This is a genomic window from Rubellimicrobium rubrum (assembly GCF_006152115.1).
GTDB lineage: Bacteria > Pseudomonadota > Alphaproteobacteria > Rhodobacterales > Rhodobacteraceae > Rubellimicrobium > Rubellimicrobium rubrum.
This window is the reverse complement of sequence record NZ_VDFU01000019.1, coordinates 64273-80615: the sequence shown is the minus strand read 5'-3', so window position 1 is coordinate 80615 and position 16343 is coordinate 64273. Positions and strand designations below refer to the sequence as shown.

General features: G+C 67.1%; 16 protein-coding genes and 1 tRNA gene. 5 read left to right on the top strand and 12 right to left on the bottom strand.

All coding sequences use genetic code 11. The features are described from left to right. Nucleotides 1-188: 188 nt before the first annotated feature. The 8 genes from FHG66_RS15095 to FHG66_RS15060 all read right to left on the bottom strand — a co-directional run bounded on the left by FHG66_RS15095 (nucleotide 189) and on the right by FHG66_RS15060 (nucleotide 8221). The gene (locus FHG66_RS15095) at nucleotides 189-1595 is read right to left on the bottom strand and encodes an IS1182 family transposase (protein WP_139077893.1); all 1407 of its coding nucleotides are present in this window, start codon (nucleotides 1593-1595) and stop codon (nucleotides 189-191) included. Nucleotides 1596-2063: 468 nt separating this feature from the next. Further along, nucleotides 2064-2909: an alpha/beta fold hydrolase gene (locus FHG66_RS15090; protein ID WP_139077892.1), complete on the bottom strand. Its 846-nt coding sequence runs from the start codon at nucleotides 2907-2909 to the stop codon at nucleotides 2064-2066. A gap of 79 nt (nucleotides 2910-2988) precedes the next feature. Then, nucleotides 2989-3426: a hypothetical protein gene (locus FHG66_RS15085; protein ID WP_246082626.1), complete on the bottom strand. Its 438-nt coding sequence runs from the start codon at nucleotides 3424-3426 to the stop codon at nucleotides 2989-2991. A 322-nt stretch (nucleotides 3427-3748) separates the two neighbouring features. After that, nucleotides 3749-3949, bottom strand: a complete 201-nt coding sequence (locus FHG66_RS15080) for a hypothetical protein (RefSeq protein ID WP_139077891.1) — start codon at nucleotides 3947-3949, stop codon at nucleotides 3749-3751. Between the two features lie 115 nt (nucleotides 3950-4064). Beyond that, nucleotides 4065-4140 (bottom strand) — tRNA-Thr (locus tag FHG66_RS15075). A 41-nt stretch (nucleotides 4141-4181) separates the two neighbouring features. Then, a complete protein-coding gene (locus FHG66_RS15070; RefSeq protein ID WP_139077890.1) occupies nucleotides 4182-5636 on the bottom strand; it encodes a heme biosynthesis protein HemY in 1455 nt (484 codons plus the stop codon). 37 nt (nucleotides 5637-5673) lie between these two features. Then, nucleotides 5674-7437, bottom strand: a complete 1764-nt coding sequence (locus FHG66_RS15065; RefSeq protein WP_139077889.1) for a hypothetical protein — start codon at nucleotides 7435-7437, stop codon at nucleotides 5674-5676. A 49-nt stretch (nucleotides 7438-7486) separates the two neighbouring features. Next, nucleotides 7487-8221 (bottom strand): uroporphyrinogen-III synthase, encoded by a 735-nt coding sequence (locus FHG66_RS15060; RefSeq protein ID WP_139077888.1) that lies wholly within the window; start codon nucleotides 8219-8221, stop codon nucleotides 7487-7489. Nucleotides 8222-8324: 103 nt separating this feature from the next. On the opposite strand from FHG66_RS15060, the gene tsaD reads away from it, so the two are divergent. The 3 genes from tsaD to FHG66_RS15045 are packed head-to-tail and all read left to right on the top strand — an operon-like array spanning nucleotide 8325 to nucleotide 10832. Then, nucleotides 8325-9419, top strand: a complete 1095-nt coding sequence (gene tsaD / locus FHG66_RS22330) for a tRNA (adenosine(37)-N6)-threonylcarbamoyltransferase complex transferase subunit TsaD (protein ID WP_246082625.1) — start codon at nucleotides 8325-8327, stop codon at nucleotides 9417-9419. After that, the gene (locus FHG66_RS15050) at nucleotides 9416-10378 is read left to right on the top strand and encodes an NAD(P)H-dependent glycerol-3-phosphate dehydrogenase (RefSeq protein ID WP_246082624.1); all 963 of its coding nucleotides are present in this window, start codon (nucleotides 9416-9418) and stop codon (nucleotides 10376-10378) included. The genes tsaD and FHG66_RS15050 overlap by 4 nt, the downstream gene beginning before the upstream one ends. A 34-nt stretch (nucleotides 10379-10412) precedes the next feature. Further along, a complete protein-coding gene (locus tag FHG66_RS15045; protein ID WP_139077885.1) occupies nucleotides 10413-10832 on the top strand; it encodes an EVE domain-containing protein in 420 nt (139 codons plus the stop codon). 287 nt (nucleotides 10833-11119) lie between these two features. Here FHG66_RS15045 and FHG66_RS15040 read toward each other — a convergent pair whose 3' ends face one another. Then, entirely contained in the window at nucleotides 11120-11311 is a 192-nt protein-coding gene (locus tag FHG66_RS15040; RefSeq protein ID WP_139077884.1) for a hypothetical protein, read from the bottom strand. Nucleotides 11312-11369: 58 nt separating this feature from the next. Continuing rightward, on the bottom strand, nucleotides 11370-12764 hold the full coding sequence (ahcY, locus tag FHG66_RS15035; protein ID WP_139077883.1) for an adenosylhomocysteinase: 1395 nt from the start codon (nucleotides 12762-12764) through the stop codon (nucleotides 11370-11372). 122 nt (nucleotides 12765-12886) lie between these two features. On the opposite strand from ahcY, the gene FHG66_RS15030 reads away from it, so the two are divergent. Beyond that, on the top strand, nucleotides 12887-13471 hold the full coding sequence (locus FHG66_RS15030; protein WP_139077882.1) for an HD domain-containing protein: 585 nt from the start codon (nucleotides 12887-12889) through the stop codon (nucleotides 13469-13471). 148 nt (nucleotides 13472-13619) lie between these two features. On the opposite strand, the gene FHG66_RS15025 is transcribed toward FHG66_RS15030, so the two are convergent. Both FHG66_RS15025 and FHG66_RS15020 read right to left on the bottom strand, forming a co-directional pair. Next, on the bottom strand, nucleotides 13620-14204 hold the full coding sequence (locus FHG66_RS15025; RefSeq protein ID WP_139077899.1) for an ActR/PrrA/RegA family redox response regulator transcription factor: 585 nt from the start codon (nucleotides 14202-14204) through the stop codon (nucleotides 13620-13622). A gap of 44 nt (nucleotides 14205-14248) precedes the next feature. Then, complete coding sequence (locus tag FHG66_RS15020) at nucleotides 14249-14872, bottom strand: SCO family protein (protein ID WP_139077881.1); 624 nt, start codon at nucleotides 14870-14872, stop codon at nucleotides 14249-14251. Nucleotides 14873-14958: 86 nt separating this feature from the next. Between FHG66_RS15020 and regB the strand changes: the two genes are divergently transcribed. Continuing rightward, a complete protein-coding gene (gene regB / locus FHG66_RS15015; RefSeq protein WP_139077880.1) occupies nucleotides 14959-16335 on the top strand; it encodes a sensor histidine kinase RegB in 1377 nt (458 codons plus the stop codon). Nucleotides 16336-16343 lie beyond the last annotated feature (8 nt).

Genomic DNA, 16343 nt, shown 5'->3' with positions numbered 1-16343 from the left:
CCAAACGGGGCCAGTCTCGCTGGCTTCCGGGGGAGAGCAACCAGACCGTTACCCGATGTTGAGAAACTCGGCCCTGAGCGCGCCATAGGCTTGGTTCGGCGTCTTTGATCGGCTCCAAAGGGGGCGAGTTCGCCCATCACCTTGGCCCCAGGTAGGCACCGGCGCCTTACTCCGGCGCCTTCAGCCGCTCAGGCCGGGGCTGGACCGCAGGTTGGAGCCGAGGCGACCAGACTGCGGGCAAGCCGGCGCAGGTTCTGGGCGGTGGCGGCCAAGAGGAACTCGTCACCAGCTCCGGTTGGACCACGCAGGCGCAGTCGCCGGAAGCCGAGGTTTCGCTTCAGGTGCGCAAACAGCATCTCCACCTTGCGCCGCTCGCAAGCGGACTTCTTGAACGCGGGCGTGCCTGCGAGTTGTCGGACGTGCTCGCGCTCATCCTCATGGACGTTGCGGGTGACCATGCGGGCCAGGCCTGTGGTGCATCGGGGCTTGAGCGCGCAGGGGCCACAGGACGTGGGCTTGGCCCGGTATTGCTTGAGCCCGCCAGGAACGACGTGGCCTGTGGTGGTCATCTCATGGCCGGCAGGACAGACATACAGGTCGCGGGAGCGGTCGAAGCTGAACTCGGCCCAGGTGAGCATCCCCTTGGTCTGCCTCTCGCGATCGAGCAGCGGCACATGAGGCTCGATCCCGCGTCCCATAAGCCAGCCCACCAACTGGCCCGACCCATAGGCCGAGTCCGCGGCGAGCCTGGAGGGCGTCAGGCCGAAGCGGCGGCGCGTGCGCTCGATCATCACGGGAGTGGAGGCGACCTCCTCCGACCAGCGGGCGGGCGTGGCCTCCACGTCTACGACAATCGCGCGCCTGAGATCCACGAGGGTGTTGACGGCATAGGCGAAGGAAACCTTGAGCGAGCCCTTCGAGGTCCAGGCTGCGGTGGGGTCGGTGAGCGACAGCGCCTTGGCTGGAGCGGGCTCGGTCGCCAAGCGCTCGGGTTGACCATCGACAACCGTCGTCTCGCCAGCCTGGGCCGAGGCCGCATCCAGCGCGGCCAGGTATTCCCGCACAGGGCGCCTGGCTCTGTCCGGGTCCGACCGCTCTGGAGGCAGCGTGGGCCCCTCGACCCGCTGGGCGTAGCTTGCGTCGGCCTTGATGACGCTCGCATCAACGGCGAAGCCCTCGCCGCCGACCAGGCCGGCCGACATGCAGGATCCGACCACTCGCTCGAACACGCGGCGGAACACCTCGGCCTCGCGGAAGCGGCCATGCCGCGCCTTGGAGAAGGTGGAGTGGTCCGGCACGGCGCCGTCCAGACCTAGTCGGCAAAACCAGCGATAGCCCAGGTTCAAGTGAACCTCGTCGCACAGCCTGCGCTCCGACCGGATCCCGTAGCAGGTGCCTACCAGGAGCATGCGGATCATCAGCTCAGGGTCGATCGAGGGCCGGCCCGTGCTGCTGTAGAAGGGCGCAAGCTCGGCCCGCAGCCAAGACAGGTCGAGCGCCCGGTCAATGCGTCGGAGGAGGTGGCCTGAAGGCACGTGCCGCTCGAGGCTGAACTCGTAGAAGAGTTGCGCCACTTCGACCTGATGTCCCATCATGGTCCCGCCCTCCCGTGCCCCTCACCTGACGGGATCATACCTCAGGAGAAGCAGGCGCGGAGTTTTTCAACGACTTTGTGATTTCTGCACAGATTTTTCAATCGCAGCGCCCCGACTGGCTAGCTTGTGCATATCTCAGGTGCGGAAGTAGTCGTTCAGGTCCTGCTTCAGTCCATTCCATCAGCAAAAACATAAGCTTGAGTGCAGTAGAATTTCGACACAGGCACCCTCAAGGTTGAGATGGTTTGTGAACTCACGTTCGTGGCCGTCCGACTGTCTCATTCTGGCAGGGAATGAGCTGCCAGCGTTCGCACCCGAGCCGACTTTCAACATTGAATAGCTGGGCGCTGCCTCTCGGGCCGGGAACCAGGATCATGAGATGAATGCCGGGTCCCCCTACACGACAGGCCAAGACTCTTTGAGCTGGAGTTCTCTCGAGCGGTTGGGGTCTTGCGCGGCGGCCCAACCCTACTCGAACATCCCCTTCGGTGTCTCCCCTCGGAGGAAGGGCTCGATGAAGCCCATCAGAAGATCAACCTGACCGATCACTGCCGTGTGGGAGGTGGCGGGCAGGATGGCAAGGCGCGAGGCGGGCAGTGGGTTCCCCATGTCGCCCATGGCGCCGCCGCCCAGGAGCCGGAACATGGCGACCGTGTGCTCAAGCGTGACCACATCAGCATCGCCGGCGATAAGGAGAACCGGTGCCCCCAGGTTGCGGACGTCTTCCTCCCAGGCCATGGGCTCGTGCTCGAGAGCAATCATCCTCTCCACGAACACCTCGAAGCCGTCCGGGTTGGGCGACATCTCGCGAAAGGCCGTCTCCATGGGTGTGCCCACGAACATCTCTGGCGACATCTGCGGCAGCATGACCTCGAACTCGGGCTGGAGGCCGCTCAGGTCATAGGACACCGAGGCCAGCACGAGCTGGTCCACCTTCTCGGGATGCCGAATAGCGAGTTGCAGGCCCACGGCGGCACCCATGAAATAGCCGACAATATCGGCCTTCTCGAGCTCAACTGCCTTCATGAACGCTGCGATGTCGTCAGCGAGGGTCGGATAGGTGATCGGCCGGTCAATGTCGTTCGTGCGGCCATGACCCTGCATCTCTACAGCGTAGACGCGGTGTGTTTCGGCCAGACGGGGGATGATGTCGCCCATGGCGGGGATGTTCATGTAGGCGCCATGCAGAACGACCAGCGGATCGCCCTCCCCGGAGACCTCATAGTACATCTGCATGCCATTGACCTCGACAGTCTCGGCAGCTGCGGATGTGGTGATCAGCGCGGCGCCAGCGACAAGGGCGGTACGGAACATGGGTCGTCTCCAGAAAGCGTCGTGATGGGAAGGGCTGACCAAGCTCATTCGTCGAGGAACCTGGAAAGGGGCGCGCGGATCACGCTAGGCCACACCGGAACACTAGGCGTGCAGAGACAGAAGGGTACCAAGCCGCGGCTCGCGCAGCCAGAGTCCACCCCACATGAAAACGCCAAGGTAGATCGAGAAGGGACCTTGCGAGAAGAGTGGCGAGTCCGCCCGGATCTGGGTCGCCATGGCGTCGCCTAAGGGGGCCCATCATCAGCATGGCACCAAGGAGCGCAGTCCGTCGCCAGAGGAAGACAAGGCTGAAGCCCGCTTCCATGACCCCGATCCAGAAGACGGGGACGTCTGGCCAGCCGAGGTCGGTCATGGTGTCAGTCGCGACCGCCATCCCTGCGAGCTTGGGGAACGCAACCGACCCGAGCATGAAGAGGGCAAAGACGGCGGACAAAACCCAGCCCACGATGGCCGTGAGGTCGCGAGAGGCGGGGGCATCAACGGTGGCAAAGGTCATGGTCGTGCTCCATTCCAGGGGAGGAGGGGGCCGGTCGCGCCGGCCCCTGCGCCTCTCAGGCCGCTGCCGCCATGCCCCAGGCCTTCATGGCGCGGTTCACGTCCATTCACATGATCGCGAAGCCGTTGCCATCAGGGTCGAAGACGTCGCGACTGACCATGAAGTCGCCGTGCTCCTGCCACTCCCCCTCACTGCCGCCATGGGCCAGCGCACGCTCTGCGAAGGTGTCGACCGCGGCGGCAAGGGCTGGGACAGCGCATGAAGCGCGCTCAGCGCGCCGTCGATTGCCACCGGCCCAGCGCCAGGTGCGGCTCTCATCGTCCTACAGGAGCACGCCGTCCGAAAACGGGTCGTTGTCCCAAAAGGTGAGAGGGCGCTCGGTGGGGGAGAGCGTGGCGCCCTCGTAATGCCAGAAGCCTCTCTCCCCGTCCGACAGCACCGCAGCCCCGGCAACCAGGTCGTCGCCCATGAAGACCAGGGAACGCCCCTCCGCCTCGGGCACCGGGTGCACCTCGTCGGCCACGGCTTCGAGCGAGTGGAACCGATGCGGGTATATCCTAGAGGAGAGAAGGATCTTGAAGTCACCGTTGAGGGCTACTTGGCTTCAATCCTCGGGCCAGCCCTGCATCGGGATTTTCTGGTGCCGCAGAAGGGACTCGAACCCCCGACCCCATCATTACGAATGACGTGCTCTACCAGCTGAGCTACTGCGGCGCCGGGGGGGCTTTAGCACCCCCCTCTGGCAGGGGGAAGCCCTAACTTGACGCTGTAGTGGCTGGACGCGAAGAACCAGCCTCTTCGGTGGTTACCACAGCCGGAACATCGGCGGGCTTGGGCTCGTCGCGCACCAGAAGGGGCAGCAGCTCGATCCCGCCCGGCAAGGTTGCCTCGGCTGGCGGGGTCTTCCAGCTTAGCGTATCGAAGGCGTGACAGTTGGCACAGATCGGCACCCATTGGGAGTGGATGCGACCACAGTTGTCGCACACCCACTGCGGGCCTCGCGGCGCGGCAAGCGCCCGGGTCAGCCACCCACGCACGACGGCCTCGTCCTCGCCCATCCCACGTGCGATGGCAGCCATCAGGGTAAGGTTGCGGCCCGTCGGCTGCTTCTCCGGCAGGTCGCCCAGGGCGCGGCGGGCCGTGGTGAAGTCGCTGGCGGCGATCAGCAGCTCGGCGACGAGCATCCGGTTCTCGGGATGCTCGGTGCGGATGGAGGTCAGAGCCTGGAAGCGCTTGACCCGCTCCTGCGGGGTTTCATCGGGAACGATCTCTGCAAAGGCAGCGGCAAGGTCCGGATGGGGCTGCACATCCCAGGCCTTGCGCAGCACCCGCGCCGCATAGCGCGCGTTTCCGGCCGCGATGTAGCTGCGCGCTGCCATGACGGCGGCCGGAATAAGGTCGGGGGACATGCGGTTGGCTTCAATCGCGGCCTCTCGGGCCTCGATGCTCTTGTTGTCGTCGATAACGTCGGCGGCTTGGGACAAAGCGAGCACGGCATCACGGCGCTTGTGGACGTCACGCGGCAGGGCCCCCGACTTGAGCTGCGCGCCCAAGGTCTTCCGGGCGCCTGCCCAATCGTGCGACTCGGCCTGCAATCGCAGGAGGATGTCCTGCGTCTCGGGATGGCGCGGGTTGATCTCAAAGGCCTTCTCGGCCAGCCGGAGCGCCGTCAGATCGTCGCCGGCCGCCAGCTTCTGGCGCAGCAGCCCTCGGATGCCGGCGAAGCGGGTGCGTTGGTGGCGAACCAGGACCTTGTAGGTTTCCTCGGCGCGAACGGTGTCGCCGGCCATTTCGGCGGCCTGAGCGACCAGCAGTTGGGTCAGCTCGGGCCGGTCGAGATAGCGCCCCGCCGTCGTGGCTCGGGACAGCGCGTTCCGCCCGTCCCCCGAGGCGAGCGCCACGGCAGCATCGGTGAGCGCATCAAGGCCCTTCCGTTCGCGACGGCGCGAAAAGTGATTCGAAAGCGCGTTGTTGTCACCGTTCAGGAAGCGGATCACCGCCCCGAGCACCCCCAGGAGCTTCAGGACCAGCCACGCCAGAACGACCAAAACCAGCAAGGCAATGGCGAGTTGGAGCGGGCTCAGGGTGAACTCGTAGCCCCCCATCGCAATGACGGCGCCGCCGCCCTGCTCCATGAGGTAGGCGCCGCCAATGGTGAGCCCGGCGACAACCGCCACGAAGACCAGGAGCTTGATAAGGGACCAGAGCATGGGCCGGAAGCCTTTCGGTTCTTGTTCTTGGGGGCCGTCAGTCGGCCGGTGTCATCGCGGGGGTAGGTTGGGCTTCGCCCAGATCGGCAAGGGCCGCTTCGGCCGCGACGCGGATGCGAGCCTGAGAGATCCAGTCCGCCATGGGCAGGCGGACCGGTTCCGGCAAGGACTCGACCTGTGACAGGGTCGAGGCAAGGTCGCCGCGCGACAGGGCCGACTCGGCACGCGACAGCACGGCGTCGGGATCGTCCCCTTCCCGTGGGGTCACGGACCGGACCGACAACTGGCCACGCAGGAAACCCAGCACGCCGTCGCCGTCGCTCAGCAGTCCCTCGTCGCGCGCAGCTGCCAGGGCAGTCCGTGCCGCCTCTGGGAAGGCATCCTGCAAGGCAGCCAGGGTCGGGACCCCTTCGGTAGCGGTTCGCGCCAGCGGTTCGGGCACCTCCGCGCCAGCGGCCTGCAGATCAGCCAGCGGAGCTTCCAGAGGCTGGCCTGCATCGATCGCCGCATTCAGGGCCGCCAGCGCCGAGCCGATCTTGGCCTGCGTCTCGGCCGTGGCAGCGCGAGCCTCTACTTCGGCCGTGGCCTCCTGTGCGGCGCGAGCCTGTTCGGCGGCCGTTGCGCTTGCGGCCTCGGCGGTGGCGAGACGGGCCTCGAGCTGGTCCAGGGCGGTTTGCACCTCGGCCAAGCTGGACCGGGTGTCGGCCAGTCCGGCCTCGGTTTCGGTGAGGCGCGGGTCGAGGGCCGCAGTCACCTCGTCCCGCAGCGCATCGGGGTCGATGGACGGGGCGGCAGGAGGTGCGGGGGTGGGCTCGGCCGGCGGGGCGTCCGGTGTGGCAAGGGAGCCCAAGGGCGCATCGCCGCCAGCAGGCGCTTCGGTCGGGCGGGCCTCGAGAGCTGCGATGCGTTCTTCCAGCGCTGTGGCGCGAGCCTCGGCGGCTTCCGTGGCCTGGGTCAGATCCTCACGAAGCGGCCCCAGGTCCGGAGCTTCGACAGTTCCCACCGCCTCGACAGGCTCTGGCACAGGAGCCTGCTCCAAGGCAGCCAAGCGCGCCTCGAAGTCGGTCAGGCGTCCCGACACATCGCTGATGGCGGCGTTGTCCGGCACGGGACGGGCTTCCAGTTCGGCAAGTCGCGCGTCCAGATCGGCGGGCAGACGGGCCGGGAATAGGCCCAGCCGGTCCTGGGCCAGCCAAGCGGCCCCAAAGCCCAGAGCGGCGGCGATCATGCCACCCAGAAGCAGCGCGCCGAAGCCGCCCCTGCGCCGAGGCGGCACCGGAGCCGTCCTGCCAGTCGGTGCCACCGAGGGAAATCCCGTCCCCGAGACACGGTCAGGCGTCTGGGGCCGGGCCGCTGCTCCAGTGGTTTCGGACGGTTCATCGACGGGGCGGCTGGCACCTGTTCCTACAGCCTCGGACGTGTCCTTGGCGTCCTGTAGCCGGTTGGGACCCATCGAATCCGTCGCGAGAGAGGCAGGCCTGATCGGGTCAGGCTCGACCGGATTGGGCATGACGGGCTCGGGGGTAACGTGTCGGGGTCGGTTCTCCGACACCGTGGAAACAAGCGGCTCTCCAAGCCTCAGGACGCCCAGACCTTCCTCGGATACGGCTTCGGCGCGGGATGCCTGATCGGCTTGCACTACCGGGTCCATGTTCGGGGCCATGGACTCCGGGGCGCGTTCTTCGGTGAAGGAGGCCACGGACGACTCCGAGGCAACGTCGTTGCGATCCGCCGGAGGGATGTCCGCGCTCCCTTCGGGGGCAACCTCTGCCCCGTCGTCGGGACCCGCCTTGCGCGCCATGTTCGTTCCTTCGTTAAAAGTCCATTCGGACCGGAATGCCGGACACTACCTAATCCGGTCTTTCGCCCCCCTCAAGGCGCGCTCCCGCAAGCCGGTCCAACCGCCCCAGCGTCGCCTCGACCATGGCCGCAGCATCCGGGCGGGTCGCCACTACCAGTGAGAGCGGCCGAAGCCCTTGCGCCGCCTCGGCTACCGCCTCGCTCATCGCCACGGCATGAACGGGAGCCCGCAGAGCCCAAGCTGCCAGAAGGACGGCGCTGCGGGGCGAAAAAAGGGGAGCAACCAAGGGAGAGGGCGCGTCCAGTGCGCGCCGTGCCTCTGGCGAGGGGCCGAGTGCCTCCTGCCGATAAACCACGACCTCGCTCGCGTCGATGCCTGCGGCTCTCAGTCGCGGAACCAGATCGCCCCGGGCGTGCTGACCACGAAGATGGAGCAAGGGACCAGGTGGCTGCGCTGCCAGGATCGTCTTCAGGAGGCCCTCGGCGTCTGGCCCCGCCTCAATGGCGTTCAACCCCCGTTCCCGGGCGGCTGCCGTCGTACGCGCCCCCACGCACCAGGCGGGCAAGCCCCCCAGCCCCAGATCCCCGGCCCGCTCGGCCCCCTTCTCAGAGGTGAGCAAAAGGGCGGCAGGCCTACCGTCCAGGGTGACGGAGATCGGATGGATATCCATGACCGGGCAGAGCAGCGCCGGGATGGGAGCTCCTCGCGCGGCCTCGCACTCCGCCAGAAAGCGCCGGGATGCATCGAGGGGCCGGGTGAGCAGCAGCGTCAGCGATCCGTCCATGCGCCGTTCATGCCCTGTCCTTGCCCCGCAGCCATGCCGATGCTACGCGCGGAAACCGGGCAGAGACCAGCCTTGCCGGCACCCGATCTGCGAGCGGAGGCACATGAACAGGCCGTTGACCTTTCTGGGCATCGAGTCGAGCTGCGACGACAGCGCGGCGGCCGTGCTGCGCGAAGGGCCGGCCGGCGCGCGCGTCCTGTCCTCCGTCGTGCGAAGCCAAGGGCTGTTGCACGCGGCCTTCGGCGGCGTCGTCCCTGAAATCGCCGCCCGCGCGCATGCCGAGGTGCTGGACCACTGCGTCGAAGCCGCGCTGGCCGAGGCAGGCATCGGCCTGCCCGAGATCGACGGCATCGCCGTCACTGCAGGACCGGGACTCATTGGCGGGGTGCTGGCCGGGGTGATGCTGGCCAAGGGGCTCGCGGCTGCAACGGGGCGTCCGCTCTGGGCCGTGAACCATCTGGCCGGCCACGCGCTGACGCCGCGGTTGACCGACGACCTCGCCTTTCCTTACCTGCTCCTGCTGGTGTCGGGGGGGCATTGCCAGTTCCTGATCGTGGAAGGCCCTGACCGTTTCCGCCGCTTGGGTGGCACCATCGACGATGCCCCCGGCGAGGCTTTCGACAAGGTGGCCAAGCTTCTTGGGCTGCCTCAGCCCGGAGGACCGTCCATCGAGCGGGAGGCCGCCAAAGGGGAGTCCCGGCGCATCAGCCTTCCCCGTCCCCTTCTCGACCGCGACGGCTGCGCCATGTCGTTCTCGGGCCTCAAGACCGCGGCCCTGCGCGCCCGTGACACACTCATGGCGGAGGCGGGCGGGCTGCGGGAAGCCGACCGGCGCGATCTGTGTGCGGCGTTCCAACTCGCCGTGGCCGATATCCTGGTCGAGAAGACCCGCCGCGCGCTCGGCCTATACAGGGACGTCGGCCCCAGGGTTCCGGCCATGGCAGTGGCCGGAGGCGTGGCAGCGAACACGGCCATTCGGTCGCGGCTTCTGGCGCTATGCGAGGGCATGGACGTCCATTTCGTGGCTCCGCCCTTGCCGCTCTGCACCGACAACGCCGCCATGATCGCCTGGGCCGGGATCGAGAGGGCACGCGCTGGCATCGATCCGGACTCCGCCATCATGGCCCGTCCGCGCTGGCCGCTCGACGCGTCCGCTGCGCCGCTCATCGGGGCGGGCCGCAAGGGCGCCAAGGCGTGAGCGGCATCGTCGTTGCGGGGGCTGGCGCTTTCGGCACGGCGCTGGCCTTGGCGCTTTGCGGTTCGCGCGAGGTGATGCTGTGGGGCCGGGACGCCGCAGCCGTGGCAGAGATGGAGCAGAGCCGGACCAACCCCCGCCTGCCGGGCGTGACGCTTCCGCCGGTTTTGACGCTGACTGCCGATCCCGAGTCCCTGGCCCGGGCCGATGTGCTGCTGCTGGCCATTCCCGCGCAGTCCCTGCGCGGCGTTCTGGCCGATCATGCTGGTGCGTTGGCCGGCAAGCCGCTGGTCGCCTGCGGCAAAGGCATCGACCTCGAAACCCTCGAAGGCCCGAGCGCCGCCATCCGTCGCGTCCTGCCGACCGCCCTGCCTCTTGTCCTCACCGGACCGAGCTTTGCCGCCGACATCGCGCGCGGCCTTCCCACGGCGCTCACGCTGGCCTGCGCGGACCCGGAGGCCGGGTCGCGGCTTCAGGCCCTGCTCGCCACGCCGGTCCTGCGGCTTTACCGGACGACCGATCTCGTGGGCGCGGAACTGGGCGGGGCCCTGAAGAACGTCGTGGCGATCGCCTGTGGCGCCTGCATCGGCGGTGGCTTCGGAGAGTCGGCACGGGCGGCTCTCCTCACGCGGGGGTTCGCGGAGATGCGGCGGCTGGCGCTACGGGTTGGGGCCGAGGAGACCACGTTGATGGGACTCTCGGGGCTGGGGGACCTTGTCCTCACCGCCACCTCGGAGTGTTCGCGCAACTACCGTTTCGGCCTGTCGCTGGGACGCCGCGAGGGCTTCGCGGCCGGGGTGACGGTCGAGGGCGCAGCGACGGCACAGGCGGCCATGCGGCTGGGCGACCGGTTGGGGCTGGAGTTGCCGGTCACCCAAGCGGTTGCCGGGCTCGTGAAAGGACAGACGGATGTCGGATCGGCCCTAAGAGGTCTGCTCGACCGGCCGCTCAAGGCCGAATAAGAGCGGACAGGGGACGAACGAAGGGGATCGCAGCATGGCCTACTGGCTCTTCAAGTCCGAGCCGGACGTCTTTGGCTGGAATGAACAGGTTGCCTTGGGCGCGACGGGCGGAGAGTGGCACGGCGTTCGCAATTACCAGGCCCGCAACAACATGCGGGCGATGGTGCCGGGCGACCGGGGCTTCTTTTACCACTCCCAGAAGGGGCGCGAGGTGGTGGGGATCGTCGAGGTGACCGCGCCCTGCCATCCCGACAGCACGGCGGACGATCCTCGCTGGGACTGCGTCGACGTTCGCGCCTTGCGGCCCCTCGTCCGTCCGGTGACGCTGGAGGCGATCCGGGCCGAGCCCAGGCTGGCTGAGATGGTCCTCGTGAAGAACAGCCGCTTGTCCGTCCAACCCGTCACCCCCGAGGAGTGGTGCCGGATTTGCGAGATGGGCGGCACGGAGCCCTGAGCGGGCCGGAGATCAGCAACCCGCGCCCACAGGACGGGTCTGACGGACAAGAACCCATCAACGTGGTCGCACCGACGCAGCACGTCGTCGAGGATTCGAAAAGGTGAATGGAGGGATCCCGCAGGACGGCGCGGGACCCCTCCCTCTCACCCGCGCTCCCACACGCGACGAAGGCTTTGGTCCGAACCGTCCTGGCTCGCGATCTGTCTAGCACGATCATGCCCCGTTGCCAAAGACCGAGCCCAAGGCATTCGAGGCAAATGCCGCGGAACTCCTGACGTCTAGCGTCAGGTCCTACGCCGCGCGGCCCAAAGGACCACCACTCCCGCAGCGGCCATAAGCAGGCCCCACCCGATCCAGGAGCCTTGATCAACCATGAAGCTCCGGGCCGGATAAGGAAACAGGCCGCTCCCCTGAGCGGCCCAAAGAAGGCCCGGCGCGATCATCAGCACGCCAAGAGCCGTGAGAATGGTCCGCATATCGCCTCGACTTCCAAAGTACCGAGCCTAGAGCCACGTCTCGCTTAGGCAAAGCGCCTCAGTAACGATAATGTTCGGGCTTGAAAGGGCCTTCGATGGCCACCCCGATGTAGTCGGCCTGATCCTTCTTGAGTTCGGTGAGCTTGGCCCCAATCTTCTTGAGGTGCAGCTTCGCCACCTTCTCGTCCAGGGACTTGGGCAGAATGTACACGCCCGGCGCATAGTCGCCCGGCTTTGTCCAAAGCTCGATCTGCGCCAGCACCTGGTTCGAGAACGACGCCGACATCACGAAGCTCGGGTGCCCCGTCGCGTTGCCGAGATTGAGGAGCCGTCCTTCGGACAGCAGAATGATCCGATTACCCGAAGGCATCTCGATCATGTCCACCTGTTCCTTGATGTTGGTCCATTTGTGATTGCGCAGCGCGGCCACCTGGATCTCGTTGTCGAAGTGGCCGATGTTGCCGACGATCGCCATATCCTTCATCTCGCGCATATGCTCGAGACGGATGACGTCCTTGTTGCCGGTCGTGGTGATGAATATATCGGCGGTCGCGACCTCGTCCTCGAGGATCGTCACCTCGTAGCCGTCCATCGCGGCCTGCAGCGCGCAGATCGGGTCGACTTCGGTCACCTTCACGCGGGCGCCCGCCCCGCGCAGGGAGGCGGCCGAGCCCTTGCCCACATCGCCGTAACCACAGACCACCGCGACCTTGCCGGCCATCATGGTGTCGGTGGCGCGACGAATGCCGTCCACGAGCGACTCTTTGCAGCCGTACTTGTTGTCGAACTTGGACTTGGTGACCGAGTCGTTGACGTTGATCGCCGGGAAAGGGAGCAGGCCCTTCTTGTGGAGATCATAAAGGCGCTTCACGCCCGTGGTCGTTTCCTCGCTGACGCCACGGATCGCGTCACGCTGCTGGGTGAACCAGCCGGGGCTTTCGGCAAGGCGCTTCCTGATCTGGTTGAACAGGCACACCTCCTCGTCCGAGGTCGGGACGGCGATCAGGTCCGTCTCACCGTTCTCGACGCGGGCGCCCAGGAGGATGTAGAGCGTCGCATCGCCGCCGTCGTCCAGAATCATGTTCGCGGTCCCTTCGGAGAACGCGAAGATCCGGTCGGTGTAGGTCCAGTACTCCTCCAGCGTTTCGCCCTTGATGGCGAAAACGGGGATGCCCCGCTCGGCGATGGCCGCCGCCGCGTGGTCCTGGGTGGAGAAGATGTTGCAGGACGCCCAGCGCACCTCGGCCCCCAGCGCCACCAGCGTCTCGATCAACACGGCGGTCTGGATGGTCATGTGGAGCGAGCCCGCGATCCGCGCGCCTTGCAGCGGCTTCGAGGCTCCGAACTCCTCGCGCAGCGCCATGAGGCCCGGCATCTCGGTCTCGGCGATGTCGAGTTCCTTGCGGCCGAAGGCGGCGAGGCCAAGATCCTTGACGATGTGTTCGGCGGGCATCTGTGGGTCCTTCCCTCACGACGGCTGTGGCGCGGGGACTTAGCACCGTGGGCCATTTTCGGCAATTGCTTGGCGAGCGAGCGGGCCTGCGCCTAGATCCTTGCACCCAGGCGGAGGACGATATGGTCAGGCGGGCGTGGCAGCGGATGCTTTCGGGACGGCGGCTCGACCTTCTCGACCCTACCCCCCTCGATATTGAGGTGGAGGATATCGCGCATGGGCTGGCCTTCGTGGCGCGCTGGAATGGCCAGACCCGGGGCGACTGGCCCTATTCGGTGGCCGAGCATTCCCTGCTGGTGGAGGAAATCTTTGGGGCGATCTGGGTCGCTCCTTCTCCGCGCTGGCGTCTGGCCGCGCTGCTCCATGACGCTCCGGAATACGTGATCGGGGACATGATTTCGCCGGTCAAGGCGGTGCTGGGCGAAGGTTACGGCGCGTTGGACGCCCGGCTTGCTGCCGCGGTGCATCTGCGCTTCGGCCTGCCTGCGAGCCTGCCCTCCGACATCAAGGGCGCGATCAAGCGTGCGGACAAGATAAGCGCCTGGCTGGAGGCCACACAGATCGCGGGCTTCTCGATGACCGAAGCCGACCGGCTTTTCGGGCGCCCGCCCGAGGGTGTCCTGCCTGGCCTGGTGCTGCGCCTCAGGCCGCCCATGGAGTCGCGCGCGGCCTTCCTTGCACGGCATGCGGAACTTGCGAGAGGCTGAATTCTCGCAGCACGGTCCCGGCTGAGCGGCGAGCACCTGGTCCCGTAGGCGCTCACGTCGCCGAAGCTTCGGGCCGCCAAGCGCTTGATGCTTATCAGATGAGCCAAGGAGTTTCACGTGAAACACCCGCTGCCCACCAGGCCCGCTGCTACTTGGGGCTGCGCTTGGCTAGGATTCGTTGAAGGGTCCGACGATGCATGCCCAAACGGCGCGCCGTTTCCGAGACGTTGCGATCGCACATCTCGTAGACGCGCTGGATATGCTCCCAGCGGACGCGGTCCGCGCTCATCGGGTTCTCGGGAGGTCCTGGCAACTCACCCCCTTGGGCCAGCAGCGCCTGGGTCACCTCTGCCGCGTCGGCAGGTTTGGACAGATAATCTATGGCGCCGATCTTCACGGCGGCCACGGCGCTGGCGATGGCGCCGTATCCGGTCAGCACGATTACACGGGCATCGTCGCGCCGCTCCCGCAGGCGCTCCACGACGTCGAGGCCATTCCCATCCCCTAGCCTCAGGTCCACCACGGCGTAGGCTGGCGGCTTGACGGAGATCGCGGCCAGGGCGGCTGCAACCGACCCGGCCATCTCCACCTCGAAGCCCCTTCGCTCCATGGCCCGGCCCAGGCGGCGCAGGAATGCCTCGTCGTCATCGACGAGAAGCAGGGAAGGATCGGGCCCGAGGTCAAGGCTCTCGGCCGCATGATCGGCGATCGGGATGGGGGCCTCTGGGGACATGGCCCGACAATAGGCCATGTCTCGGCCACGTCAACGCACCGGCGTCAGGCCTCGGCAACCCGCGCGAAGCACGCCAGCCTATCCGCCACCGCTTCGGGCGTTTCGTCCCGGTCCACGAAATCGACGAACCCCACCTCGGGCAGGACGAGATAGCTGAAGGTCGAATGGTCCACGAGGTAATACTCCGGGTCACCATCCTGCTTGGCATAGTAGACCCGATAAGCCTTTGCGGCAGCATCGACCTGTTCGGGGCTGCCTGTCAGGCCGATGACGCCCTCACCGAAGTTTTCCACATACCGTCCCACGACCTCGGGGGTGTCCCGGTCCGGGTCCACCGAGACGAAGACGGGCGACGCTTCGATTCCCTGCTCCTTGAGGATGTCGGCGGCCTGCGCATTGCGCGCCACATCGAGCGGGCAAACATCCGGGCAGGAGGCGAAGCCGAAATAAAGGATCGATGGCTTGGTGAATGTATCCTGGTCGGTGACAGTCTCGCCCGCCGCGTTCACCAAGGTGAAGGGCCCGCCAATATCGCCGCCCGCGACCTGACCCTCCCGGCAGGGGGCAAAGGCGTCGGCCTGACCGGCAAGCCGAGGAGCTAACGCCATTCCCGCCAGCCCTGCAACCGCGACGGCACTGGCCGCGATGGCGACGATCCTGGTCCGCATGCGTGGTCCTCCTAGCTGTCCGGAACGTTGATGGGTCCTGTGGGCCCATGTAACAATGCGCCGAACCGCCGCAAGGGAGGCCTACCCTGTCGGACCCCGACTCCCTCGGCCCCTGGCCCGATGCCCTTGGCCTGACACAGCGGCGCGACTGGGTGCCGCTCCGTACGCTGACCATCCTTCGCTGGCTCGCCATCGGGGGCCAGATCGCGGCCTTGGTTGTCGCCGTGCGGATCCTAGACTTGGGGATCGCCACGGGGGCGGCCTCTCTCGCCATCGGGGCCTCGATGGTGGTCAACCTCGTCGCGACCTTCACCGCCCCACGCACGCGGCGCCTGTCCGAGCGGGAAGCCACCCTGCTCCTCACCTTCGACATCCTGCAGCTCGGCCTTTTGCTCGCGCTGACGGGCGGGCTCAACAACCCCTTCGCCGTGCTGCTGCTCGCGCCGGTCACCATCGCGGCCAGCGTTCTGCACACGCGCACCACGCTTGTGCTGGGCGGCCTGACCTTGACCGTGATCACCGGCATAGCGACCTGGAACATTCCTGTCCTCACCCCGGAGGGCCCGCTGGAGTTGCCTCGCCTCTTTCTTTGGGGCTTCTGGGCGGCGCTCGTGATCGGGGTGGGCTTCCTGGGTCTTTATGCCCGAAGCGTCACCGCCGAGATCAACGCCATGAGCGAGGCTTTGGCCGCGACGCAGTTGGCGCTGGACCGCGCGCAACAGCTGTCCGCCCTGGACGGGGTCGTCGCGGCGGCGGCGCACGAACTGGGCACGCCCCTGGCCACCATCAAGCTCGTGTCCGGCGAGATGATCGAGGAACTCCGGGATCGCGCCGATTTCCAGCCGCTGCTGGAGGATGCCGAACTCCTCCATGCCCAGGCGGACCGATGCCGCGACATCCTGCGCGCCATGGGCCGGGCAGGGCAGCGCGACTCCTATCTGGACCGGGCACCGTTCGAGGCGGTCCTCCGCGAAGCGGCAGAGCCCCATCTCCGGCGCGGCAAGCAGGTCGAAATCGTCGTCGCCGAGGGCCGGCAGCCCGAGATCCCCCGTCGGCCCGAGATCGTCCATGGGCTGCGCAACCTCGTCCAGAACGCGGTCGATTTTTCTGCCAGCCGGGTCGAGATCCGCCTCGACTGGACGCCCGAGCGGCTGTCCATCCGGATCCGCGACAACGGACCGGGCTTCGAGCCGGCGCTCCTCGCTCGGATCGGCGACCCGTTCATGCGCGGCCGCACCCTGGCCCGTTCCCCGGACGAAGCCGGGCCGCGTCCGGGCTACGAAGGCATGGGACTCGGTCTTTTCATCGCCAAGACTCTTCTCGAGCGGACCGGGGCACGCCTGACCTTTGCCAATGACGCGGGCGGAGGCGCTGTCGTCGTGGTGGCTTGGGTCCCATCGAGCCTTGTGGCCCCGCCCGTGACAACGGCAAGCGGCGAGGTAGCCGGCCCAAGCCCTGCCTGATGCGGCTG

Coding starts and splice junctions, on each gene's coding strand:
- FHG66_RS15095 (WP_139077893.1), bottom strand. CDS start 1,595: ATGATGGGACATCAGGTCGAAGTGGCGCAACTCTTCTACGAGTTCAGC.
- FHG66_RS15090 (WP_139077892.1), bottom strand. CDS start 2,909: ATGTTCCGTACCGCCCTTGTCGCTGGCGCCGCGCTGATCACCACATCC.
- FHG66_RS15085 (WP_246082626.1), bottom strand. CDS start 3,426: ATGACCTTTGCCACCGTTGATGCCCCCGCCTCTCGCGACCTCACGGCC.
- FHG66_RS15070 (WP_139077890.1), bottom strand. CDS start 5,636: ATGCTCTGGTCCCTTATCAAGCTCCTGGTCTTCGTGGCGGTTGTCGCC.
- FHG66_RS15065 (WP_139077889.1), bottom strand. CDS start 7,437: ATGGCGCGCAAGGCGGGTCCCGACGACGGGGCAGAGGTTGCCCCCGAA.
- FHG66_RS15060 (WP_139077888.1), bottom strand. CDS start 8,221: ATGGACGGATCGCTGACGCTGCTGCTCACCCGGCCCCTCGATGCATCC.
- tsaD (WP_246082625.1), top strand. CDS start 8,325: ATGAACAGGCCGTTGACCTTTCTGGGCATCGAGTCGAGCTGCGACGAC.
- FHG66_RS15045 (WP_139077885.1), top strand. CDS start 10,413: ATGGCCTACTGGCTCTTCAAGTCCGAGCCGGACGTCTTTGGCTGGAAT.
- FHG66_RS15040 (WP_139077884.1), bottom strand. CDS start 11,311: ATGCGGACCATTCTCACGGCTCTTGGCGTGCTGATGATCGCGCCGGGC.
- ahcY (WP_139077883.1), bottom strand. CDS start 12,764: ATGCCCGCCGAACACATCGTCAAGGATCTTGGCCTCGCCGCCTTCGGC.
- FHG66_RS15030 (WP_139077882.1), top strand. CDS start 12,887: ATGGTCAGGCGGGCGTGGCAGCGGATGCTTTCGGGACGGCGGCTCGAC.
- FHG66_RS15025 (WP_139077899.1), bottom strand. CDS start 14,204: ATGTCCCCAGAGGCCCCCATCCCGATCGCCGATCATGCGGCCGAGAGC.
- FHG66_RS15020 (WP_139077881.1), bottom strand. CDS start 14,872: ATGCGGACCAGGATCGTCGCCATCGCGGCCAGTGCCGTCGCGGTTGCA.